Consider the following 22,116-nt stretch of genomic DNA (forward strand, 5'->3'; position numbering starts at 1 on the left):
ATTCTGGGAGGTACGCACATGTCCGGGACGACCGCGTCCGGCGCGGACGCCACGGGGCGCCGCGTCCGCCGGGAGACCGGGGCCGGCGCCAACCGCTGGGTCGTCCTCGTGGTCCTCTGCGTCAGCCTGCTGCTGGTCGCCGTGGACGCCACCGTGCTCCACGTGGCGGTGCCCGCCGTCACCGAGGACCTGAGGCCGAGCGCCACCGAACTGCTGTGGACCGTCGACGTCTATCCGCTGGTCTGCGCCTCGCTGCTGATCCTCTTCGGCACCCTGGGCGACCGGGTGGGCCGCCGCCGCGTCCTGCTGCTCGGGTACGCCCTCTTCGGCGTGGCCTCCGCCGTCGCGGCCTGCGCGGACAGCGCCCAGGTGCTGATCGCGGCGCGGGCGCTGCTCGGCGTGGGCGGCGCCATGATCATGCCGGCCACCCTGTCGGTGCTCCGCCAGGTCTTCCCCGACCGGCGGGAGCGCGCGCTGGCCATCGGCGTCTGGAGCGCGGTCGCCGCGGTGGGCGCGGCGGTCGGCCCGCTGCTCGGAGGGTTCCTGCTCGAGCGGTACTGGTGGGGCGCGGTCTTCCTCATCAACATCCCCCTGATGCTGGTCGCGCTGCCGGTCGGACGGATGCTGCTGCCCGAGTCGCGCGGCGAGCGCGAGGGGCCCTGGGACGTCGTCGGCGCCCTCACGGCGGCGGCCGGACTCTTCGGTGCCGTGTACGGCCTCAAGCAGCTGGGCAGCGGCGTCGCCCCTGCGTCGCCGCCGACCTGGGGCCCGTTCGTCGTCGGTGTGCTGCTGCTGACGCTCTTCGTCCGGCGGCAGAAGCGGCGCGCGCACCCGTTGATCGACATGCGGCTGTTCGCGCGGCCCGCCTTCGGCACGTCCATCGGCTGCATCGTGCTGGCCATGCTGGCGCTGGTGGGACTGGAGCTGATCGCGGCGCAGTACCTCCAGCTGGTGCTGGGGCTGTCCCCGCTGGAGACCGGTCTGCGGATGCTGCCGCTCACGGTGGCCGCCATGGCGGCGGGCCTCGCCGGGGCACGGCTGCTGCGCGCGCTGGGGCCGCGGGTCATGGTGGCCTCGGGGTTCGCGCTCACCGCCGCGGCGGTGCTGATCCTGCTGCCGATGGGCTCGCACGACAACCCCACCCTGCTGCTCTGCGGATTCGTGCTGCTGGGGCTCGGCCTGGAGACCACGCTCTTCGGGTCCTACGAGTCGATGCTGAGCGAGGCGCCGGAGCGTGAGGCCGGAGGGGCGGCGGCCATCGGCGAGACCTCCTACCAGCTCGGCGCGGGCCTCGGGATCGCGCTGCTGGGCAGCGTGATGAACGCGGCCTACGGGCCGGGCGTCGCCTCGGTGCCGGGTGTCCCGGAACACGCCACGTCGGCGGCGGGCCACTCCCTGGGCGAGGCGTACCAGGTGGCCGAGGGACTCGGCGGCGCCGTGGGGGAGACCCTCCGCCTCGCCGCGCGGGACGCCTTCGTGCACGGACTGCACGTGACGCTGGTGGTCAGCGCCGGGCTGCTGCTGCTGGGCGCGGTGGCGGCACTGCGGCTGCCGCGGGACATGCGCGAGGAGCCGCTGGGCCAGGAGGAGCCCCACGGCCGGAGGGCCGGCGGAACGGGGGAGAGGCCGGAGGTCGAGCCGGGGTCCGAGCCGGGGGAGAAGGCGGACTCGGTGCCGGCGCCCCGGGAGAAGAAGTCGTCGTCGACGCGCAGGTCGCGGGTCTCCGCCTGAGGGCGCGCGGCGGGCGCCGTGAGGCGGCAGGGCCGGGCGCCGGGGGCATTCCGGTTACGGGCAGGACGCCGGAGGCGGGGCGCTGCGGGCAGGGCGCCCACCGGCCGACGGCGCCGGTGAGCGGACCCTGCCTCAGCTCTGGTTGAAGAAGGCGTCGCGGGCGCCGGGGGCGGCCTCGCCGCTGACGATCTCGGTGTTGGCCGGGGTGAGCAGGAAGACGCGGTTGGCGACGCGCTCGATGGAGCCGCGGAGGCCGAAGATCAGGCCGGCCGCGAAGTCCACCACGCGCTTGGCGTCGGCGGCGTCCATCGCCGTGAGGTTCATGACGACCGGGACTCCGTCCCGGAAGAGCTCGCCGATGGCGCGGGCGTCCCGGAAGCTGTCGGGGGTGACGGTGCCGATTCTGCGGGCCTTGTCGACGGCCGGCTCGGCGGCGATCTTCACCCGCGGGTCGGTGACCCAGGCGTCCTCGGACTCCGGGCCCTCGGCGTAGTCGTCGTCTTCGTAGTAGCGCTCGTCATCGCTGTCGTCGACGAGGCCAAGCCAGGCACTCGCCTTGCGCACCGATCCCATGGACGCCTCCTCTCGCTGCGGTCTCTCTCGCTTCCGCTTCCCTATGGTCGTCCATGAGTCGGACATCGTGCCAAGTGGACGGACACCGCGCAGGGGGTTTGTGACGGTACCGGTGCGCGGTGGATACGTACAGACTCCGTGTATCCCAAGGGACTTGTCCTACACGATTGCTGATTGGGAGTGAAATAATATTCTTCGCGGCGAACGAGTGAGTTGTGGTGCCTCCGGGTGAACCACCTACCCCATTACGATCTCCGAAGTCGCCCGTAGATACAGGGGAGGGCGGGAGCACCGCGCCACGGGGCGCGGAGGTCTGAGGGGGAGTCACGATGTTCGGAATGGTCAGGCCCTGCCGTCACCGGCTCGGCGAGCGGCTCGCCGCGGAGTGGATGGCCCACCTGTGCGGGCTCTGCCTGGCCCTGAGGGGGGACCACGGCCAGTTCGCCCGGATCGTGACCAACTACGACGGCCTGCTGATATCCGTGCTGACGGAGGCTCAGGCGCCACGCGCCGCGCAGGGCCGCCGCACCGCGGGACCCTGCCCGCTGCGCGGGATGCGCACGGCGTCCGTGGCGAGCGGGGAGGGCGCCCGGCTCGCCGCCGCGGTCTCGCTGGTGCTCGCCTCCGCCAAGATGCGGGACCACATGGCCGACGGCGACGGGCTGCTGGCCCGCCGCCCGGTCGCCCTCGCCGCCCGCCGGGTCGCCGCCGGCTGGAGCACCGCCGGCACCCGCACCGCCTCCACGGTGGGCTTCGACGCCGCCGTGCTGCTGGACGCCGTGGACCGGCAGGCCGGGCTGGAGCGCCTGGCCGGGCCGGGCACCCCGATCCTCGCCGTCACCGAACCCACCGAGACGGCCACCGCCGCCGCGTTCGCGCACACCGCGGTGCTGGCCGGCCGCCCCGCCAACGCGGCTCCGCTGGCCGAGGCCGGCCGGCTCTTCGGCCGCCTGGCCCACCTGCTGGACGCCGTCGAGGACCAGGCGGCCGACGCCGCCTCCGGCGCCTGGAACCCCCTCACCGCCACCGGCACCTCGCGCGAGGACGCCCGCCGCCTCGCCGACGACGCGGTCCACGGCGTGCGGCTGGCCCTGAAGGACGCCGGGTTCACCGACGGCCGGCTGGTCCACCGCCTGCTGGCGCACGAACTGGGACGCTCCGTCGACCGCGCCTTCGGTTCGGCCTCCTGCGGGCACGCCACGGGCGGGCCGGCCGAGGCGTACGGGCCGCCCCAGGGGCCCTACGGGCCGAACCCGACCGGCGCCCCCGGGGCGCCGCAGGGTCCGTACGCGCCGCCCGGCCCGCAGGGTCCCCACGGACCCGGCAGCCCGGCCGGCGGGGAACCGCCGCGCCGCCAGGGGCGCGGCTTCTTCGCGGGCTGCGCCGCGGCCCTCGGACTCTTCTGCACCTGTCAGCTCTGCTGCGCCGACGAGTTCGAGGGCCCGTGGTCGCGGCAGCGGCGCGAGGGCTGGTGCAGCCAGTGCGACTGCGGCTGCTGCGAGTGCTGCAACTGCTGCAACTGCGGCGGGGGAGACGGCGGCGGGGACGGCTGCTGCTGCGGCTGCGACTGCTGACCGTCCCGGCGGCACGTGGCGCCGGGATGACGCTGCGTCATCCCCGTGACGACGCGGGCTCCACGTCGACCTGCGGTTTCCCGGGAACGCCGTCCACCATGGGATAAAAACCCGGTCCGTCCGGTAACCCAGGGCCACTGGTTTCGTTGGGTCGGAGGCAGAACCATTTCTCTTCCTCCGACCAACTCGCCTCCCCCTTAAGGCACCTCAGTGGACGCAGTCACACCGACATCGGCCGCCGCGCGCCTGCGCGCCGCCCGTGGCGGGACGGGCCGGAAGGCCCCCCGCTCCCTTCGCACCAGGCTCCTCCGGGTCCTGACCCTGGCCCTCGCCGTCCTGCTGGCCCTGCTCGGCGCCGCCGCGGCCGAGCAGATCGCGACCTTCCGCACCGCCTCCGCCACGGCGGACAACGCCCGCCTGGAGATCACCCTGCAGGGGCTGGTCCACGAACTGCAGAAGGAACGCAGCCTCACCGCCGGGCATCTGGGCGGCGTCCGGCAGTTCCAGGTCCGGCTGCCCGCGCAGCGGGAGGCCACCGACACGGCGCGGGCCGTCCTCGACCGGGCGCTGAGGGGGCACACGGACGAAGGACGCGCCGCCTCGGTCCGCGAGGCGCTGGGCCGCCTGGACGCGCTCGGCGGCGTGCGGGCGAAGGCGGACCGCCGGAGCGTCCAGGTGGCGGAGGTGTTCGACTACTTCACCGCCACCATCGCCACCCTCGACGGGCTCGACCTCGGCCTCGACGAGGTCCGCGACCCGACCCTCTACGACGCCGGCCGGGCCCTGGGATTCCTGGGCGAGGCCAAGGAGTTCACCGGCCAGGAACGGGCGCTGCTGCTCGGGGCGGTGACCGCCGGGCAGTTCCGCGGCGACGACCACGGACGCTTCCTGGAGACCCGGGCCGGCCGGCTGGCCTCGCTGTCCGCCTTCCCCACGGTGGCCACCTCCGCCCAGGAGCGCCGTCTCGACGCCGCGATGAGCACCCCCGACGCCCGGCGCACCCAGTGGTACGAGCGGAAGGCGGTCCGGGGAGGCGGACTGCTCGACGCCGCGCAGATCCCGCCGGCCGCCTGGTGGAGCAGCGCCACCTCCACCATCGACGGACTGCGCGAGGTGCAGATCTCGCTGGGCCACGACGTGGAGAGCCGGGCCTCCGAACTGGAGGGCGACGCCGGCGAGGACCTGATCCTCTTCGGACTGCTGGCGCTCGCCACCGTCGCCGCGCTCGGCGCCCTGGCCCTGGACTGCGTCCGCACGGTCTCCGGCCCGCTCGCCGACCTCGCCCAGCAGGCCCGTGAGGTGGCCGGGAAGCGACTGCCGCTGGCGGTCGCCGCCATCCAGAACAGCCCGCTGCGGGAGGCCCCCGAACCGCCGGAGCCGCTGCGCGTGCCGGAGAAGGCCGGCGCCGAGGTGCTGGAGATGGCCGAGGCCTTCGACCGCGTCCAGCGCGCCGCCTTCGACCTCGCCACCGAGCAGGCCGTGCTGCGCCGCAACGCCACCGAGTCGCTGGTCAGCCTGGGCCGCCGCAACCAGAACCTGGTCCGCCGCCAGCTGAGCTTCATCAACAAGCTGGAGCACGAGGACGCCGACCCGGCGACCCTGGCGAACCTCTTCGAGCTCGACCACCTGGCCACCCGCATGCGCCGCAACGCGGAGAGCCTGCTGGTGCTGGCCGGCGAGTCCAGCCCCCGCCCCTGGTCCACGCCGCTGCCCGTCACCGACGTGCTGCGCGCCGCGCTCTCCGAGGTCGAGGAGTACCGGCGGGTGGTGCTGCGCCGGATCGAGCCGGTCGGGGTGTCCGGCTCGATGGTGGCCGAGATCGCCCACCTGCTCGCCGAACTGGTCGAGAACGCGCTGCACTTCTCGCCGCCGGAGTCGGAGGTCGAGATCGAGGGGCGGCGCACCAGCGCCGGCTACCTGATCGCCATCGTCGACCACGGGCTCGGCATGGACGCCCAGGCGCTCGCCGAGGCCAACGTCCGGCTCTCCGGTCGGGCCAGCTTCATGGCCGATCCGGGCCGCTTCCTCGGCCACTTCGTGGTCGGCGCGCTGGCCCGCAAGTGCGGGATCGAGGTGCGGGTGGGCGAGGCGCCGACCGCGGGGGTGGTGGCCCGGGTGCTGCTGCCCGCCACCCTGCTGGCCGACCCCAAGACCCTGGCCGGAACGCCGGACGACGACGTGCTGGTCAACGGCCGGCTCGACCAGAAGGCGGTGCTCCCGGCGCCCCGCGCCGCGACGGCGCCGCCCGGCCACGGCCTGGCGGCGGCCCCGCCCGGCCCCGGCCCCGGCCTGGTGCCGGTGAGCGCCGACGGCCGGCCGGCGCCCCCCGCCCCGGCCCGCACGCCCCGGCACGCGCGTCCGCAGATCGCGGCACCACCGGCCGGCGGCCAGGGCGAACGGCGGGCCGAACCGGCCCGCGGCGCCGACGCCGCCCGCACCCGCAACGGTCTGGTCAAGCGCCCCCGGCGCAGCGCCATCGGCGCGGCGGTCGACGAGACCGCCCGCGCCGGAGCCCGGCCGCTGCCCCCGGCGCCGGAGCGGGAGCGCACCCCGGAGCAGGTATCCGGGATGCTCTCCTCCCTGCGCAGCGCACATCTGCGGGGCGGGATCAGCGTGCAGATGGAGAAGGAGAGGGAGAGGGACATGGAGCGCGGCACAGGTGCCGACGTCCGGGGCCCGCAGGATGCCGTGACGGACAGGGGTGAGGCGAAGTGACCACGGTTCCCACCCAGAACGCGGCTCCCGCCGAGAAGGACTCGCAGACCTTCAACTGGCTGCTCGCCGGCTTCGTCCGCAACACCGACGGGGTGCGGGACGCGGTCGCGGTCTCCTCGGACGGCCTGCTGATCGCGGTCTCCGACGGGCTCGGGCGGACCGAGGCCGACCACCTGGCGGCCATCGTGTCCGGACTGTCCAGCCTGGCGCGCAGCGCGTCACGCCGGTACGGGTTCGACGGAGTCAAGCTGATCATGATCGAGATGGGGCGGGGCTTCCTGCTGGTCTCGGCGATCCGGGACGGCAGCTGTCTCGGGGTCCTCGCCGACAGCAGCGGTGAACTCGGCCTGGTCGGCTACGAGATGGCGGTGCTCGCGGAACGCGCGGGCGACCTGCTCACGCCGGCCCTGATCGCCGATCTGCGCCAGTCGCTGCCCCGGTGAGCGGTGGTCGGACGATGGAGGAGGACAACAGCTTCGTCAGGCCGTTCATCATCACCGGCGGCCGGGTGGAACCGCTGCAGAGCGATCTGAGGCTGGAAACCCTGGTGGTGGCGGTCCGTCCGCCGGACGAGACGCTGACGTTCGAACGCAAGAGGGTGGCCGCGGTGTGCGAGAGCCCGACGACGGTCGCCGAGGTGGCCCACCGGGTGGGCGTTCCGCTGGGGGTCGCCAGGGTGCTGATCTCCGACCTCGTCGCCACCGGGCACCTCGCCTGCCGCCAACCCGCGGAGCTGTCGCTCCACACGCTGGAAAGGATCAGGGACCATGTCCGGGCGCTCTGAGAAGATGGTTCCGCTGGCCGTCAAGATCGTGGTGAGCGGAGGACTCGGCGTCGGCAAGACCACGTTCATCGGGGCCATCTCCGAGATCGAGCCGCTGGACACCGAGGCGGCGATCACCCAGGTGTCGGTGGGGGTCGACTCGCTGGACGGGGTGGAGTCCAAGACCACCACCACCGTGGCGCTCGATTTCGGGCGGATCACGCTCAACCCGGCCATTTCGCTCTACCTGTTCGGGACGCCGGGACAGGACCGGTTCTCCTTCCTCTGGGACGACCTGGTGGAGGGGGCGCTCGGCACGGTGGTGCTGGTCGACACCCGGCGGATCGAGGACTGCTTCCCGGCGCTGGACTACTTCGAGGCCCAGCGTGCCCCGTTCGTCCTCGCGGTGAACCACTTCCCGGGCGCCCGCCGGTTCGAACTGGATGAGGTGCGCGAGGCGTTGGGGCTGGACGACGACGTGCCGGTGGTCGACTGCGACGCCCGGGACCGCCGGTCGGTGCGGGACGTCCTGGTGGTGCTGATGGACCGGGTCATCCGGGAGCGCACCGGCGGACGGGAGCGTTCCGCGGCCCTGGTGTGAGCCGGGAGCGGTGCGTTCCGCGGCCCTGGTGCGAGCCGCGGTCGGACCGGTACGGCCGCCGTCCCCGAGGTGCGGGGCGGCGGCCGTTCCGTGCCTCGGGGAGACCGCCGCGAGCCGCCTCCGGAGGGAGGACGCGGAAAGCGGAGTGTCGGGTACCGGCCACGGGCGAATGGGACACCTCAGGTGATGAGGGGGAACAGGCGAACACCTGTTGCTGCATACGCGGGGTTTCGCTGAGCTGGGTGTCTGCGGTGCCGGCGGGTGGGGAATGCGCTTGGCGACGTGGTCCTCACCGGGCGGCCGAAAGGCACCCTTGCGCCGTTCGGTCGCGCCGCCGAATACTCCCTGCAGCGCTTGTCAGGGGCACGGCGTGTCCGGCAATCCCGGTCGCCCATGTCCCCGGCTGCGCCTCACGGGCCCGTATCCCCCAAGCGGGCCCCCGACTTCCCAAGTGGAGGAACGACCAGTGAGGATCAAGCGCACCACCCCCAGCAACGGCGTGACGAGACGAACCCGTCTGCTCGCCGTGGCCACCGGCCTGGTGGCCGCCGCCGCGATCGCGGTGCCCACCGCCAGCGCCGACGAAGTGACGACCTTCAGCTCCGGTGAACTCACCGCGGCGAGCGACGCCGTTCTGGAGGCGGACGTCGCGGGCACCGCCTGGGCCGTCGACGCCAAGACCAACCGGGTGGTGGTCACCGTCGACAGCACGGTGTCCCAGGCGGAGATCAAGAAGATCAAGGCGGAGGCCGGCGACCGGGCCGACGCGTTGACCATCAAGCGGACCGAGGGCAAGTTCCAGAAGTACATCGGCGGCGGCGACGCCATCTACTCGTCGTCGGGCCGCTGTTCCCTCGGCTTCAACGTCCAGGACAGCGCCGGCAACTACTTCTTCCTGACCGCCGGTCACTGCACCGAGGGCGCCGGTACCTGGTACTCGAACTCGGGCCGCACCACGGTCCTGGGCTCCACCGCGGGCACCAGCTTCCCGAACAACGACTACGGTCTCGTCCGGTACACGAACTCCTCGGTGACCAAGTCGGGCACCGCGGGCAGCGTGGACATCCGGAGCGCGGCCACGCCCAGCGTCGGCACCACCGTCACGCGGTCCGGCTCGACCACCGGCACCCGCAGCGGTCGCGTCACGGCGCTGAACGCCACGGTGAACTACGGCGGCGGGGACGTCGTCTACGGCATGATCCAGACCACGGTCTGCGCCGAGCCCGGTGACTCCGGCGGCCCGCTGTACTCGACCGGCGGTGTGGCCTACGGCCTCACCTCGGGCGGCAGCGGCAACTGCACCACCGGCGGCACCACGTTCTTCCAGCCGGTCGTCGAGGCCCTGAACGCCTACGGGGTCCGCGTCTTCTGATCCGCCGGTCCTCTCGCACCTCTCCTCACGGGAGCCCCCGCACGCCTGGCGTGCGGGGGCTCCTGCCGTGTGTGCCGGAGAGGTGCCGGAGGTGTTCACCGGCCCGCGGGCAAGGGGTGATTTCCGGCCACGGTCTGGCACGGCCCAGGAGGGGCTGGTTGGGATTCTTCGCCGTTCGCACTGCGAACGGAGGGTGCGTCCGGGGGCGCTCCGAGGCAATTGGGACACCGTGAAATTGACGTGTCCGCGTCTGGAAGTCGACCTTGTGCGCGACCTTCCGGCATCGGAACACTGGACTCCGTTCAACCGGAAGGACGGCTGCCGCTTCTGGCGGTGACCCCGTACTTCCGCATGCCTTCCGGCACTTGGGGATCTTCACGATCCCTTCGCGCCGACCCCCCACAGGAGGACGTCAGTTGAAGCACCGACGCGCACCCATGCGCCGTCCCGCCGTTGCCGGTGCGGGTATCGCCGCACTGATCGCGGCGACCGCCGGCTTCCAGACTGCGAACGCCAGTGAGACCGAGGCCGCACCCGGCCCCCGGACGCTGACCGTCGCGGCGGCCGGAAACCTCGCCTCGACGCTCGACCGGAAGCTGGGCGCCGAGGACGCCGGGATGTACTACGACGCCACGGCGAAGCGCCTGGTCGTCAACGTGGTCGACGAAGCGGCCGCCAGGACCGCCCGGGCCGCCGGGGCGAGCGCCCGGATCGTGGAGAACTCCGTCGCCGAGCTGGAGCGGGCCGCGGCCGCGCTGAAGAGCGACGCGGACATCGCCGGCACCTCCTGGGTGGCCGACCCGAAGACCAACAAGCTCGTCGTGACCGCGGACCGCACGGTCTCCGCGGCCGAGTGGGACGCGCTGTCCGTGATCGTCGCGGACCTCGGTGGGACGGCCGAACTCCGGCGCACCGAAGGTGAGTTCACCCGCTTCGTGACGGGTGGCGACGCCATCACCGGCGGTGGCGGCCGCTGTTCGCTGGGCTTCAACGTGACCGTGGGCGGCGTGGCGCACTTCCTCACCGCCGGGCACTGCACCGAGTCCGTCGCCGCCTGGTCGGCGGGCGGCACGGTGATCGGCTCCACCGCCGGCTCCAGCTTCCCGGGCAACGACTACGGCCTGGTGAAGTACACCGCCTCCGTCGCCCACCCGAGCACGGTCAACCTGTACAACGGCTCCACCCAGGCGATCACCCGGGCCGGCGACGCCACCGTCGGCCAGTCGGTCACCCGCAGCGGCTCGACCACCGGCCTCCACTCCGGCTCGGTGACCGGCCTGAACGCCACGGTGAACTACGGCGGGGGCGACATCGTCTCCGGTCTGATCCAGACGAACGTCTGCGCCGAGCCGGGCGACAGCGGCGGCTCGCTCTTCTCGGGCGGCACCGCGCTCGGTCTGACCTCCGGCGGCAGCGGTGACTGCGCCTCCGGCGGCACGACCTTCTTCCAGCCGGTCACCGAGGCGCTCTCCGCCTACGGCGCGTCGATCGGCTGACGCCGCCACCGGTGATCGAGGGCCCCGCCCTCCGGAGCGATCCGGAGGGCGGGGCCCTCGCCGTGTCCGGGGCGGGGCGGGGCGGGGCGGGTGCCCGGGTGACGTTCGCGCACGTCGGGGCGGGTGGAGGCGGGTGAGCCAGGTGTCGCACATGTATTCGAACGTGGTCTATGGTGGAGAGGGGGTAGCTTGGAACTGATGTTCGAGGTGGCTCGACGAGTCCACGGTGCGGGAGGTGTGCATGCCGGGTTTCCCGCATCTGCACACCGTCTCGGGCTTCTCGGTGCGCCACGGCGCCTCGCATCCCGAGCGGCTGGCGGAGCGGGCCGCGCAGCGCGGCCTGGACGCGCTGGGCCTCACCGACCGGGACACCGTCGCCGGAGCGGTGCGGTTCGCGAAGGCCTGCGCGCGGGAGGGCGTGCGCCCGCTGTTCGGCGTGGATCTCGCGGTGACGCCCCCCGCGGCCTCCGTGTCCCCCACGCCCTCCGTGTCGCCCGCGGCCGGTGACGGCCCGGGGGACCGGTCCGCGCGGCGGCGCCGTACGCCGGTGCGGGGCGGTGCCTTCGTCGACGAGTCCGCCCCCCGGGTGACCTTCCTGGCCCGCGACGGCGCCCGCGGCTGGGCGGGCGTCTGCGCCCTGATCACCGCCGCCCACGCGGGCGGCGGTGTCCCCCTGCTGCCCGCCGACGCGCCGGACGCCGACGGGGTGACCGTGCTGCTGGGCCCGGACTCCGACGTGGGCCGGGCCCTGGCCGCCGGACGCCCCGACCAGGCCGTGCGGCTGCTCGCCGCCTGGCGCGAGCGCCACGGGGACGCGCTGCGGCTGGAGACCGTCTGGCACGGCCGCCAGGGCACCGGCCCCGGCTCGCTCCGGCTGGCCGCCCGCACCCTGCTGCTCGCCGCCGAGCAGGGGGTCCGCCCGGTGCTGACCAACGCCGTCCGCTACGCCGACCCCGGCATGGGCCCGGTCGCCGACGTGCTGGACTCCGCCCGGCGCCTGGTCCCCGTCGACCCGGCCGAGGTGCTGGACTCCGGCGAGGCCTGGCTCAAGGACGCCGAGGCCATGCGGGAGGCCGCCGGGCGGATCGCCGAGGCCGCCGGGCTCGGTCCGCGTTCCGCCGAGCGCCTGCTCGAGCACACCCGAGCCACCGCCGAGGAATGCCGGGTCGACCCGGAGGAGGACCTGGGCATCGGCACCGTCCACTTCCCCGAGCCGTACCTGGTCGGTGCGGAGCGGCGCACCGCGCAGCGGGTGCTGGCCTCCCGCGCGGCGGCCGGGATGGTGCTGCGCGGCTACGACCGCCGCCGGGACTACTGGGAGCGGATGCACCACGAGCTGGACATCATCGCCCACCACGGCTTCGCCACCTACTTCCTCACCGTCGCCCAGGTCGTCGACGACGTGCGCGAGATGGGCATCCGGGTCACCGCGCGGGGCTCCGGCGCGGGATCCCTGGTCAACCACCTGCTGGGCATCGCGCACGCCGACCCGGTCGAGCACGGGCTGCTGATGGAGCGGTTCCTGTCCAAGCGGCGCGCGGTGCTGCCGGACATCGACGTCGACGTCGAGTCCGCCCGCCGGCTCGAGGTCTACCGGAAGATCTTCGACCGGTTCGGCGGCGAGCGGGTGGCCACCGTCGCCATGCCCGAGACCTACCGGGTGCGGCACGCCATCCGTGACGTCGGGGCGGCCCTCGCCATGGATCCGGCGGAGATCGACCGGATCGCCAAGTCCTTCCCGCACATCCGGGCCCGGGACGCCCGCGCCGCGCTGGACGAGCTGCCGGAGCTGCGGGAACTGGCGGCGGAGAAGGAGAGGTACGGCAGGATGTGGGAGCTGGTCGAGGCGCTGGACGGGCTGCCCCGCGGCGTCGCCATGCACCCGTGCGGCGTCCTGCTGTCCGACGCCACGCTGCTGGGCCGCACCCCGGTGGTGCCCACCAGCGGCGAGGGCTTCCCGATGGCCCAGTTCGACAAGGACGACGTCGAGGACCTCGGCCTGCTCAAGCTGGACGTGCTCGGCGTGCGGATGCAGTCGGCGATGGCGCACGCGGTGGCCGAGGTGGAACGGGCCTCCGGCGAGCGCGTCGACCTGGACGCGGTGCCGGAGGGCGACCCGCAGACGTACCGGCTGATCAAGTCGGCCGAGACGCTGGGCTGCTTCCAGATCGAGTCGCCCGGCCAGCGCGACCTGGTGGGACGGCTCCAGCCGGAGACCTTCCACGACCTGGTGGTGGACATCTCGCTGTTCCGGCCGGGGCCGGTCGCCGCCGACATGGTGCGGCCGTTCATCGAGGCCCGGCACGGGCGCAGTCCCGCCCGCTACCCGCACCCCGACCTGGAGCCGGCGCTGCGGGAGACCTACGGCGTGGTGGTCTTCCACGAGCAGCTGATCGAGATCGTGAACGTCATGACCGGCTGCGGCCGGGGCGAGGCCGACCGGGTGCGGCGCGGGCTGTCCGACCCCGAGTCGCAGGGGCGGATCCGGACCTGGTTCGCCCAGCACGCGACGGCCCGCGGGTACGACGCGGAGACCGTCGCGCGCGCCTGGGAGATCATCGAGGCCTTCGGCTCGTACGGCTTCTGCAAGGCGCACGCGGTGGCGTTCGCGGTGCCGACCTACCAGTCCGCCTGGCTGAAGGCCCACCACCCGGCCGCCTTCTACGCCGGGCTGCTCACCCACGATCCCGGGATGTACCCCAAGCGGCTGCTGCTGGCGGACGCGCGCCGGCGGGGCGTCCCGGTGTTGCCGCTGGACGTGAACCGGTCCGGCGTCACCCACCGTATCGAACTGGTGTCTGACGGAAAGCAGGGCGAGTCGGATGTCTGGGGGCTGCGCCTCGCCCTGAGCGACGTGCACGGCATCAGCGAGGCCGAGGCGGCGCGGATCGCCGGGGAGCAGCCCTACGCCTCGCTGCTGGACTTCTGGCAGCGGGCCCGCCCCAGCCGCCCGGTGGCCGACCGGCTGGCCCAGGTGGGAGCGCTGGACGCGTTCGGCGCCAACCGGCGCGACCTCAGGCTGCACGTCAGCGAGCTGCACCGGGGCGCCGCCCGCGCGGCCGGCGCCGAGCAGCTCCCGCTGACCGGCGGCGAGCGCACCGCCTCGGCGGGCCTGCCCGACCTGACCGACGGGGAGCGGCTCAGCGCCGAGCTGGGCGTGCTCTCCATGGACGCCTCGCGCAACCTGATGGACGACCACGCCGAGTTCCTCGCCGAGCTGGGCGTCACCTCGGCCAAGCGGCTGCGCGCCGCGCGGCACGGGGAGACGGTGCTGGTGGCCGGTTCCAAGGTGGCCACCCAGACCCCGCCGATCCGCTCCGGGAAGCGGGTGATCTTCACGACGCTGGACGACGGCACCGGCCTGGTCGACCTGGCCTTCTTCGACGACTCCCACGACGCCTGCGCGCACACCGTCTTCCACTCCTGGCTGCTGCTGGTGCGCGGCACCGTGCAGCGGCGCGGGGCGCGCAGCCTCAGCGTGGTGGGCACGGCCGCCTGGAACCTCGCCGAGCTGGCCGAGCTGCGGGCCGAGGGAGGGCTGGAGCGGGTGGCGGCCCGGCTCTCCGAGACGCTCGCCGAGCAGAGCGCGCTGCGGCAGAACGGGGGGCGGGACGAGAACGGCCGGACGATCCGCATGCCCACGGGATACGAGATGCACCCGTGGGCGGACCTCCGGCCCGCGGGGGACGGCGGCGGCCCGCCCGGCGGCCGCAAACTGTGGCACAGCAGCCCGGGCAGCGCCGGGTGAGGCCGCCGGCCCCGGGCGGGGCCCCACCGGCGCTCCGCGGGTCAGGCGGCGGTGGTCCGTGGAAGATCCGCTGCTGCGGGGCGAACAGCAGCAGGCCGCACAGGACCGTCACGGCGGGCAGCAGACAGGCCGCGAGGCCCATCGCCCCGGGCCTCAGGACCACATGGAGCGAGGACTCCAGGACCTTGAGGGTGAGCATGGTCTCCACGTGCGGGGCGTGCGGGTGCGACGGCGGCGGGGAGTCCGGTCCCGCCGCCGTCGTGGATCCGTCCGCCCGGGGTCAGCCCGCCGTCTTCTCGCGCCGGCCGCCCAGGGCGTCCCGCACCGGCCGCCTGCGGTGCCCCTGCTCCGGCAGCCAGCCGAAGGCCATGGTGGAACCGGCGACGCCGAGGATGGTGCCGATCATGAACGCGCCCATGTTGGAGGTCGCCCAGGAGCCCAGGGAGGCGAGCAGCCCGATGACCGAGTAGAAGATCCGCTGGGCGGGGTTGAACAGGATCAGCACGCCGCAGACGATCATGAAGGCGGGCAGGATGTAGCCCGCCACGCCACGGGCGCCCGAGGCGAGGGCGACCTCGAGCGAGCCCTGCACCATCGTCGCCATGACCAGCGCCCCGGCGACGGTCAGCAGCAGGCCGCCCCAGAACGGGCGGCGCCAGCGCCAGGCCGCGAAGCGGGACACGCGGCGCGGCGGTCGGGCGGGAACGGCCTCGGCGGCCGGGGGCGTGCCGGTCGCGGTCTCCGGCGCGGTCGGGGAAGTGCTGTCGGGAGTGCTGTCGCTGGCCACGGCCGGTGGCTCCTTCTGCCTGTTCCTGGAGGGGAAATGCCGATGGGACGGGTGAGGGCCCCGGCCGGGCGGGGCTCCGCCCGGCCGGGGCCCCCGGGACGCTCCGTCAGCTGCCCTCGCCCGGGCAGCCGTCGCGAGTGATCTCGATCCGGAGGTCCGGCAGGGTCATCGCCCCGGCCGTGGTGGCCCAGTTGTGCTGGTACACGTTCTTGACCTCGATGGTGTCGGCCTGGAGGCCGAAGGAGCCGGCCGGGCCGGTGGAGAAGCTCTTGTTGAGCTCCGAGGCGTCCCGGCCCATCTCGAGACCGCTGAAGGAGGCGCTCTTGCCGGTCAGCACGTCCGAGTCGGTGGCCAGGTTGGTGGCCTTGGCGGGTGTTCCCTTGGCGCCGGCCGTGATCTTCAGGAACGCCGCACCGATCTGCACCCCCTGGCACAGGTTGGTGATCTCGGCGTCCTTGATGGTGGTGATGAAGACGTTCTTGTAGACGCCCTTCTCGATCGGGTTGTTCGGGCTGGTGCGGTCCCGGCCGCCGTACTGGGCGAGGCCCGTGCCGCTCAGTTTGTCGGCGTTGATGGTGTGGGCCATCGACGAGATGTTGAAGGAGACGGCGAGCGCCCCCTGGGCGGTGAGGACGGTCAGCGCGGCCGTGGCCACCACCCCCGGCACGCCGAGCACGGCCCATCGGCGCAGCCGGACTCTGCCCTTGACGGGCGTTGTGGACTCTGTCATGAACGGCTCTCCTTGATCAAAGCGGAAGGTGCGAACCGGGTGGGCAGATCCTGGCGCGGACTCCCCCCTGTCGAACATCGCCGGGTCTCCCGTCATGGCTGGCGATGTGTGGAGATGTGGGGGGATCCCCGCAAGTTACCCGCGAGTGTCGAACGCGGTCAATCAGCTTGCGGAGAAAGGGTGTTCATCCCGTGGCGTCTGTCGCGAAAGGTGTCCGGAGCGAGGCGGGCGACCCGTCGGCGAGGGGCGGCGGAGCCGGGTGGCGGAGTGTGCGCTTCCGGCCAGGTGGCGGCCGGAAAGCGCCCCCGACGTGCGATTACCTCGGGTAACAAAATTCGGTCCCGCGCCTTGACCGCCCCAACTGGCAGGTATACAACCGCAATTGGGTTTCCCGGCGACGGCCGGTCCCGCACACCGTGGCGCCGGTGAGCGGGCCGGCCCTCGCGCCGCTCTGTCGCACCACCTTCGCCACCTAGTCGAGGAGCTCGTGCACATGACCGGAACCGCCCTGACCTCCGGCAGATCCCGCCGCCCCGGCCGCAGAACGCTGCGCAGCCTGGGGACCGCGGCCGCGGGTCTCACCGCCCTGCTGGCCCTGCAGACCACTCCCGCCGGAGCGGCCGAGGCCCCCCTGGCCGAGCCCTACACGGGCATGGAGACCTGCCCCGTCGGGTCCGCGCTGCTCACCCAGGCGGACAACCGCCAGGTCGGCTGCGTCCACACCACGATCGGCTCGGGTTCCTTCTCCATCGGGGACTACACCGTCCCGGTGGGCGCCCCGATGGAGATCGACTTCGGTTTCCGCTGGTCGGCCGAGGGGCCGCGCGGCGACACCGGGACCAGCCAGCCGAACATCTACGACACCACCGCGGCCACCGACGGCCTCCTGGAGGCCCCGTCCACCGAGGCCCCGCTGCCCGGTCTGTCGAACTTCTGGCCCGGGGTCACCAGCGCCAACGTGAAGGTCGAACCGGCCGGCGACATCAAGAACTTCACGCCGCTCGCGGTCGGCAGCCAGCTGCCGATCTTCGAACTGCCGATCAAGCTGAAGATCGAGCACCCGCTGCTCGGCTCCAAGTGCTACGTCGGCACCGACAGCAAGCCGATCGTCCTGCAGGCCGTCGCACCCAACCGGCCGCAGCTGAGCCAGGTGCTCGACCCCAACGGGAACTCCACCGTGACGCTCAAGATGCTCGACGGCACGCTGGTCGACGAGGACTTCGCGATCCCCGGCGCCAGCCGGTGCGGCCTGCTGACCCTGGGCGAGTCCAACTGGATCGTCAACTCGCTGTTCGACCTCCCGTCGGCCTCCGGGAACTCGATCTCCTTCCAGGACGTGGACGTCGCCATCGCGATCGATCCCACGATCGGGTCTCTCACCGCGGCCCTGAACGACGCCCGCGGCTGAGTGGGGCGGGCGCCCGCGGGCGCCCGCCCAGGCACCACCGCACCACGGCACCATCGCACGGCACGACCGCACCACGGCACGACCGCACCACGGCACGACCGCATCACGGCACGACCGCACAGCGTCACCTCTTGCACCACGCCCTTCCCCCACACACCCTCAGACGAAAGGGCCCCCTCATGCGCAACAGGCACTCATCGCTGCTGGCAGCCGCCGTCCTGGCCGGTGCGGCCTCCCTCGGCGGGATGACCTCGGCGACCGCCGCCCCGGCCGCCGCGGGCAACGTCCTCACCTACGGCAGCGCGGGCGGCACCGCCGTCCCGGTCGGCGCGCAGCTGTCCGCCGCCGGATCGATCTCGCTGACCAGCACCTCGCCGGCCGGCTCGGTCAACTGCTCGTCCTCCACCTTCGGCGCGACCGTGGCGAGCAACCCCATCGCCCCGGGCACCGCCAGCGAGAGCAACGTCGACGTGGCCGTCAACGCCAGCTCCTGCACCATCAGCCTGGTCGGCGCCACCGGCGTCAACAGCATCGACGTCGACCTGACCAACGCCACCGTCGCCTCCAACGGCACGGTGAAGGTCACCCCGATCCGGGCGGTCGGCGTGCTGGACAGCTGGTTCGGTCCGGTGACCTGCATCTACGAGGCGGCGTCGATCACCGGCACGGCCAGCAACACCGACAACTCCATCAAGTTCACCAACCAGCCGCTGAACCTGACCAACGGCGAGATCACCTGTCCGTCGGTCACCAACTTCAGCGCCCAGTACAAGCCGGTGTCCGGCTCCGGCGGGAAGGTCTTCGTCAACTGACCCGACCGCCCCACCGGCGCGTCCGCCTGACCGTGCATCAGGCCAGGAGGGAACCGAGGCCGTCCTCGCGAGCGAGCCGTTCCAGCTTGTCGAGGGCGGCCTCGGCGTTCCGCGCCGCCTCCGGATCGCGCTCCCGCAGGCCGCTCGCCGCGAACTCGTCCTCGTCCAGGCGGAGGACCTCCCGCCCGTCGGCCGACACCCACAGGTCCAGGTCGAGGTCCTCGACGACCAGTTCACCGCCGGAGAACCCGGCCGGGCGGGTCACGTCGCAGTACCAGCCCTTGAGGACCCCGGACGGGCCGCGGACCGCCTTCACCGCGTACCAGCGGTCGCGCCAGTACCACTCGGTGAACACGTCGCCCGGCTCGAACCGGACGAAGCCGAAGTCGCGGGCGCCCTCGCCGGCCCATTCGGCGCGGACGGTGACGCGGGAGCCGTCGTCGGCGAGCAGTTCGGCCGGGTAGCGGATCTTGGTGCGGCCCGCCTTCAGCAGGACCACCTCCACGACCGTGCCGTCACCCGAGTTCGCGGACATGGTGGACCTCCTGGGCGCCGATCTCGTAGCCGAGCCATCGGTTGACGGCCCGCATGGGGGTGTTGGTCGCGTCGTTGCCGGTGTGCGCCTCGGTGAGACCGGCCGCGCGGGCGCGGCGCAGGGAGTCCGTCTTCACCAGCTTGGCCAGACCGCGGCCGCGGTGGGAGCGGGCGGTGCCCGTCATGCCGGTGCCGTAGCGGGTTCCTCCGTCCCAGCGGACCGCGGTGAACGCCACCGGCCGGTCCTCGGCCAGGTCGACGGCCACCGTGGCCAGGTCGTGGCGCTGCAGCGGGTGGTGCCAGGTCTCCTCGAGCCACGCCTCGTAGGAGGGGAAACCGGCGTCCACGTCGCCGGGCTCGTCCTCGCAGCACTCCGCGTCGAGCAGGTACAGGGGCCGCGGATCGTCCGCGAAGTCGGCGCCGGTGCGGAGCTCCACGCCCGGCGGCGGGGCGGGCACCGGCGGCAGTTCGGCGGTCAGCAGGTCCAGGCGCAGGAACTGGGCGGTGCTGCCCGGACGGTATCCGCGGCGCTCGGCGAAGACCCGGTTCGCGGGCTCGTCCACGACCCAGGAGAACACCTTGCGCGCGCCGAGCTCGGCCAGCCTCCCCTCACCGGCGTTCACCAGGGCGGTGCCCGCGCCGCGGCCGGTGCGGTCGGGACGCACGTGGACGTTGAGCAGCGCCTGACCGGGTTCCTCGGAGTCGGCGACGAGGAGGAGCTGCGCGGTGCCGACCGGCTCGCCGTCCTCCTCGGCCAGCAGGGCCGTCCAGCGGACGTCCGCGGGCAGGCGGGTCAGCAGGTGCCGGACCGAGTCGGCGGTGAAGAAGACCTGGGGGAGCACCCGCATGCGGATCCGGGCGAAGGCCTCGGCGCCCCTGCGGTCGTCCGGCCCGACGGCGCGTACGGAGACGGTCATGACGCGGACGCTACGCGAGGCCGGCCTGGGGTCGCTCCTCATTTTCCGCGCCCGGGCGGGTGGGGCAGAATCCGGGTGTGAGCAGCCTGAGGATCCGCATCGACGAACGCGCCGGCAGTCTTCCGCCCTACGAGCAGGTGCGGGCGCAGATCTCCGAACAGGCGCGCTCCGGCGCGCTGCCGGTGGGGCACCGGTTGCCGACCGTGCGGGGTCTGGCCGAGACGCTGGGCCTGGCGGCGAACACGGTCGCCAAGGCGTACCGGGCGCTGGAGGCGGACGGGGTGATCGAGACGCGGGGGCGCAACGGGACCTTCGTGGCCGCGGCGGGGGCGGCGGCGGAGCGGGCGGCGGCCGCGGCGGCGCGGGAGTTCGCGCAACGGGCGCGGCGGCTCGGGCTGGACGCGGGGGCCGCGCTGCGGGCGGCGGACGAGGCGGTGCGCGCGGTGTACGCGGAGACACCGCGGTGACGGCGCGGACGGGGGCCCTGCGGTGCGCGGTGGCCCGGCGGTGACCGCGTCGCCTGACGGTGACCGTCGCCTGGCGGTGACCGGCGACCGGCGGTGAGCGGGTGGCCTCGGCTGTGCCCGGTGGTGCCCGGTGGCCCGGCGGTGACCGCGCCGCCTGGCGGTGACAGGTGGCCTCGGCGGTGACCGGCGGTCCGGTGGAGCCCGGTGGAGCCCAGTGGAGCCCGGTGGTGACCGGCGGTCCGGTGGTGCCCGGTGGCCCGGTGGCCCGGCGGTCCGGTGGTGACCGGTGGCCCGGCGGTGACCGCGTCGCCTGGCGGTGACAGGTGGCCTCGGCGGTGACCGGCGGTCCGGTGGTGACCGGTGGAGCCCAGTGGAGCCCGGTGGTGACCGGCGGTCCGGTGGTGCCCGGCGGTGACCGGCGGTCCGGTGTGTGCGGGGCTACGCGCTGGAGCCGGCCGGTCTGCCGGTGCCGGCCCGGGTGCCCGGCCGGCCCTCGGTGGCGCCCGTGACCGGCGCGGTGCCGGTCGTGGTACTCGCGGCGCTCTCGCCACGCACACCTCGCCTCCGGCCGACGCATGGTTCCCGACGCCCGCCTGGCCGGACTCGGCGACGCGGCCGCGGCCCGGTGATGGCCGTGGCCCGGCCGTGGGGTGGAGTGCGTGGGGTGGTGTGCCGTGGAGGTCAGTTCGCGGGTGGGCCGGGTGGGGGGTCCGCGCGGGTGAAGGTGTGGCTGCGTTCCACCTTCGCCACGTGCAGCGTGTAGCCGGCGTACCACTGGTCCCGCCCGCGCCGCTGGGCCGCGCGGTGCTCGGTGTCGGACCGCCACCGGGCGAGGGCGTCGGCGTCGCGGAAGTACCCGACGGTGATGGCCGTCCCGCCGGGCGTCCGCGCGTGGTCCATGCCGAGGAACCCGGGGACGTCCCGCACCAGTTCCTCCATCCGGGCCGCCGTCTCCCGGTAGCCGTCCTCGTCCGCGGTGCGCACGGAGGTGAACACCACCGCGTAGTACGGGGGTTCGTGGGCCGGGACGGGCGCGGCGGACACATCGCGGTGATCGCTCATGAGGGCACGGTAGGGCGGCCGGGGGCCCCGTTCCAGTGGTTTCCGCGCCGCGCGCACCGGGCTCAGCGCGGTGTCCTGGTCGTCTCCAGGCCCACCGCCCTGGCCGCCCGGGCGAAGCGGACGGCGTCGTGGACGGCGGCGCCGCCGGGGTCGTTGTTGAAGTAGACGTGGAGGTCGCCCGAGGGCCAGGTCGCGGCGGCGCGTTCCGCCCAGGTGCGCAGGGCGCGGGCCCCGTACCGCGGCCAGGGGCGGGCGCGGCCCTCGTGGAGGCGGAGGTAGCCCCAGCCCGCGGTGCGCCACAGCGGGGTCACCGGACGCGAGCCCCGGTCGGCCCAGCACAGGGCGGCGCCGCGGGCCTCCAGGACCGCGCACACCGCCTCCGTCCACCAGGACTCGTGCCGCGGCTCCACCGCCACCCGCACGCCGGCGGGGAAGCAGGCGAGGCACGCGTCGAGGAGACCGGCGTCGGCCCGCAGCGTCGGGGGGAGCTGGAGGAGCACCGGGCCGAGCCGGTCGCCGAGGCCGCCCGCGTGCGCCAGCAGCCGTCCGACCGGCTCCTCGGGGTCCTTCAGCCGCTTCACGTGGGTCAGGAACCGGCTCGCCTTCACCGCGACCGTGAAGTCGTCCGGGGTCCGCTCCCGCCAGCCGGCGAAGGTCTCCCGCGAGGGCAGCCGGTAGAAGGCGTTGTTGCTCTCGACCGTGGCGAAGCCGGCGGCGTACTCCTCCAGCCACCGGCGCATCGGCGTGCCCTCGGGGTAGAGCACACCGCGCCAGTCCTTGTACTGCCACCCCGAGGTGCCGACGAAGACGGTCATACCGCCATCAA

19 protein-coding genes are annotated in these 22,116 nt (G+C 73.8%); 12 read left to right on the plus strand and 7 right to left on the minus strand.

The annotated features are described in order from the left end of the window. Positions 1 to 18: 18 nt before the first annotated feature. Complete coding sequence (locus tag ABZ836_RS22895; RefSeq protein WP_356137976.1) at positions 19 to 1,731, plus strand: MFS transporter; 1,713 nt, start codon at positions 19 to 21, stop codon at positions 1,729 to 1,731. A gap of 132 nt (positions 1,732 to 1,863) precedes the next feature. Here ABZ836_RS22895 and sepF read toward each other — a convergent pair whose 3' ends face one another. Then, positions 1,864 to 2,304, minus strand: coding sequence for a cell division protein SepF (gene sepF / locus ABZ836_RS22900; RefSeq protein WP_356137974.1), 441 nt, complete (start codon positions 2,302 to 2,304; stop codon positions 1,864 to 1,866). 329 nt (positions 2,305 to 2,633) lie between these two features. Between sepF and ABZ836_RS22905 the strand changes: the two genes are divergently transcribed. The 8 genes from ABZ836_RS22905 (at position 2,634) to dnaE (ending at position 14,573) form a co-directional block, all read left to right on the plus strand. Next, on the plus strand, positions 2,634 to 3,878 hold the full coding sequence (locus tag ABZ836_RS22905; protein WP_361144897.1) for a DUF5685 family protein: 1,245 nt from the start codon (positions 2,634 to 2,636) through the stop codon (positions 3,876 to 3,878). A gap of 210 nt (positions 3,879 to 4,088) precedes the next feature. After that, positions 4,089 to 6,593 (plus strand): nitrate- and nitrite sensing domain-containing protein, encoded by a 2,505-nt coding sequence (locus ABZ836_RS22910; RefSeq protein WP_361144900.1) that lies wholly within the window; start codon positions 4,089 to 4,091, stop codon positions 6,591 to 6,593. Then, positions 6,590 to 7,036, plus strand: a complete 447-nt coding sequence (locus ABZ836_RS22915; protein ID WP_356137969.1) for a roadblock/LC7 domain-containing protein — start codon at positions 6,590 to 6,592, stop codon at positions 7,034 to 7,036. Before ABZ836_RS22910 ends, ABZ836_RS22915 begins: the two co-directional genes overlap by 4 nt. A 14-nt stretch (positions 7,037 to 7,050) precedes the next feature. Next, positions 7,051 to 7,377 (plus strand): DUF742 domain-containing protein, encoded by a 327-nt coding sequence (locus tag ABZ836_RS22920; RefSeq protein ID WP_356137967.1) that lies wholly within the window; start codon positions 7,051 to 7,053, stop codon positions 7,375 to 7,377. After that, positions 7,361 to 7,957, plus strand: coding sequence for an ATP/GTP-binding protein (locus ABZ836_RS22925; RefSeq protein ID WP_356137965.1), 597 nt, complete (start codon positions 7,361 to 7,363; stop codon positions 7,955 to 7,957). The genes ABZ836_RS22920 and ABZ836_RS22925 overlap by 17 nt, the downstream gene beginning before the upstream one ends. Before the next feature lie 466 nt (positions 7,958 to 8,423). After that, positions 8,424 to 9,329, plus strand: coding sequence for a S1 family peptidase (locus tag ABZ836_RS22930; RefSeq protein WP_356137963.1), 906 nt, complete (start codon positions 8,424 to 8,426; stop codon positions 9,327 to 9,329). A 416-nt stretch (positions 9,330 to 9,745) separates the two neighbouring features. After that, entirely contained in the window at positions 9,746 to 10,825 is a 1,080-nt protein-coding gene (locus ABZ836_RS22935; RefSeq protein WP_356137961.1) for a S1 family peptidase, read from the plus strand. 241 nt (positions 10,826 to 11,066) lie between these two features. Further along, entirely contained in the window at positions 11,067 to 14,573 is a 3,507-nt protein-coding gene (gene dnaE, locus ABZ836_RS22940; protein ID WP_361144906.1) for a DNA polymerase III subunit alpha, read from the plus strand. Positions 14,574 to 14,853: 280 nt separating this feature from the next. On the opposite strand, the gene ABZ836_RS22945 is transcribed toward dnaE, so the two are convergent. Together ABZ836_RS22945 and ABZ836_RS22950 are read right to left on the minus strand one after the other, a co-directional pair. Then, a complete protein-coding gene (locus ABZ836_RS22945) occupies positions 14,854 to 15,360 on the minus strand; it encodes a DUF6114 domain-containing protein (RefSeq protein ID WP_361144909.1) in 507 nt (168 codons plus the stop codon). Positions 15,361 to 15,466: 106 nt separating this feature from the next. Then, on the minus strand, positions 15,467 to 16,090 hold the full coding sequence (locus ABZ836_RS22950; RefSeq protein WP_356137956.1) for a DUF6230 family protein: 624 nt from the start codon (positions 16,088 to 16,090) through the stop codon (positions 15,467 to 15,469). 493 nt (positions 16,091 to 16,583) lie between these two features. Between ABZ836_RS22950 and ABZ836_RS22955 the strand changes: the two genes are divergently transcribed. Both ABZ836_RS22955 and ABZ836_RS22960 read left to right on the plus strand, forming a co-directional pair. Continuing rightward, positions 16,584 to 17,498 (plus strand): hypothetical protein, encoded by a 915-nt coding sequence (locus ABZ836_RS22955; protein ID WP_356137955.1) that lies wholly within the window; start codon positions 16,584 to 16,586, stop codon positions 17,496 to 17,498. A 179-nt stretch (positions 17,499 to 17,677) separates the two neighbouring features. After that, on the plus strand, positions 17,678 to 18,310 hold the full coding sequence (locus ABZ836_RS22960; protein WP_361144913.1) for a Tat pathway signal sequence domain protein: 633 nt from the start codon (positions 17,678 to 17,680) through the stop codon (positions 18,308 to 18,310). A gap of 37 nt (positions 18,311 to 18,347) precedes the next feature. Here the strand turns inward: ABZ836_RS22960 and ABZ836_RS22965 are convergent, their stop codons facing one another. Further along, positions 18,348 to 18,845 carry a DUF402 domain-containing protein gene (locus ABZ836_RS22965; protein WP_361144916.1) on the minus strand — a complete coding sequence of 166 codons (498 nt, stop codon included), beginning with the start codon at positions 18,843 to 18,845 and terminating at the stop codon, positions 18,348 to 18,350. Further along, on the minus strand, positions 18,826 to 19,761 hold the full coding sequence (locus ABZ836_RS22970; protein ID WP_356137949.1) for a GNAT family N-acetyltransferase: 936 nt from the start codon (positions 19,759 to 19,761) through the stop codon (positions 18,826 to 18,828). Before ABZ836_RS22970 ends, ABZ836_RS22965 begins: the two co-directional genes overlap by 20 nt. A 77-nt stretch (positions 19,762 to 19,838) precedes the next feature. Between ABZ836_RS22970 and ABZ836_RS22975 the strand changes: the two genes are divergently transcribed. Further along, positions 19,839 to 20,228, plus strand: a complete 390-nt coding sequence (locus tag ABZ836_RS22975) for a GntR family transcriptional regulator (protein WP_356137947.1) — start codon at positions 19,839 to 19,841, stop codon at positions 20,226 to 20,228. A gap of 681 nt (positions 20,229 to 20,909) precedes the next feature. Here the strand turns inward: ABZ836_RS22975 and ABZ836_RS22980 are convergent. Together ABZ836_RS22980 and ABZ836_RS22985 are read right to left on the minus strand one after the other, a co-directional pair. Then, positions 20,910 to 21,290 (minus strand): antibiotic biosynthesis monooxygenase, encoded by a 381-nt coding sequence (locus ABZ836_RS22980; RefSeq protein ID WP_361144919.1) that lies wholly within the window; start codon positions 21,288 to 21,290, stop codon positions 20,910 to 20,912. 62 nt (positions 21,291 to 21,352) lie between these two features. Next, entirely contained in the window at positions 21,353 to 22,105 is a 753-nt protein-coding gene (locus tag ABZ836_RS22985; RefSeq protein ID WP_361144922.1) for a DUF72 domain-containing protein, read from the minus strand. Positions 22,106 to 22,116 lie beyond the last annotated feature (11 nt).

The sequence above is a fragment of the Streptomyces sp. NPDC047130 genome, assembly GCF_040643475.1.
Classification (GTDB): Bacteria; Actinomycetota; Actinomycetes; order Streptomycetales; family Streptomycetaceae; genus Streptomyces.

Excerpts from the sequence above, each read along its gene's own strand:
- ABZ836_RS22895 (WP_356137976.1), top strand. The coding sequence starts at position 19 with ATGTCCGGGACGACCGCGTCCGGCGCGGACGCCACGGGGCGCCGCGTC.
- sepF (WP_356137974.1), bottom strand. The coding sequence starts at position 2,304 with ATGGGATCGGTGCGCAAGGCGAGTGCCTGGCTTGGCCTCGTCGACGAC.
- ABZ836_RS22905 (WP_361144897.1), top strand. The coding sequence starts at position 2,634 with ATGTTCGGAATGGTCAGGCCCTGCCGTCACCGGCTCGGCGAGCGGCTC.
- ABZ836_RS22920 (WP_356137967.1), top strand. The coding sequence starts at position 7,051 with ATGGAGGAGGACAACAGCTTCGTCAGGCCGTTCATCATCACCGGCGGC.
- ABZ836_RS22925 (WP_356137965.1), top strand. The coding sequence starts at position 7,361 with ATGTCCGGGCGCTCTGAGAAGATGGTTCCGCTGGCCGTCAAGATCGTG.
- dnaE (WP_361144906.1), top strand. The coding sequence starts at position 11,067 with ATGCCGGGTTTCCCGCATCTGCACACCGTCTCGGGCTTCTCGGTGCGC.
- ABZ836_RS22950 (WP_356137956.1), bottom strand. The coding sequence starts at position 16,090 with ATGACAGAGTCCACAACGCCCGTCAAGGGCAGAGTCCGGCTGCGCCGA.
- ABZ836_RS22955 (WP_356137955.1), top strand. The coding sequence starts at position 16,584 with ATGACCGGAACCGCCCTGACCTCCGGCAGATCCCGCCGCCCCGGCCGC.
- ABZ836_RS22960 (WP_361144913.1), top strand. The coding sequence starts at position 17,678 with ATGCGCAACAGGCACTCATCGCTGCTGGCAGCCGCCGTCCTGGCCGGT.
- ABZ836_RS22965 (WP_361144916.1), bottom strand. The coding sequence starts at position 18,845 with ATGTCCGCGAACTCGGGTGACGGCACGGTCGTGGAGGTGGTCCTGCTG.
- ABZ836_RS22970 (WP_356137949.1), bottom strand. The coding sequence starts at position 19,761 with ATGACCGTCTCCGTACGCGCCGTCGGGCCGGACGACCGCAGGGGCGCC.
- ABZ836_RS22980 (WP_361144919.1), bottom strand. The coding sequence starts at position 21,290 with ATGAGCGATCACCGCGATGTGTCCGCCGCGCCCGTCCCGGCCCACGAA.
- ABZ836_RS22985 (WP_361144922.1), bottom strand. The coding sequence starts at position 22,105 with ATGACCGTCTTCGTCGGCACCTCGGGGTGGCAGTACAAGGACTGGCGC.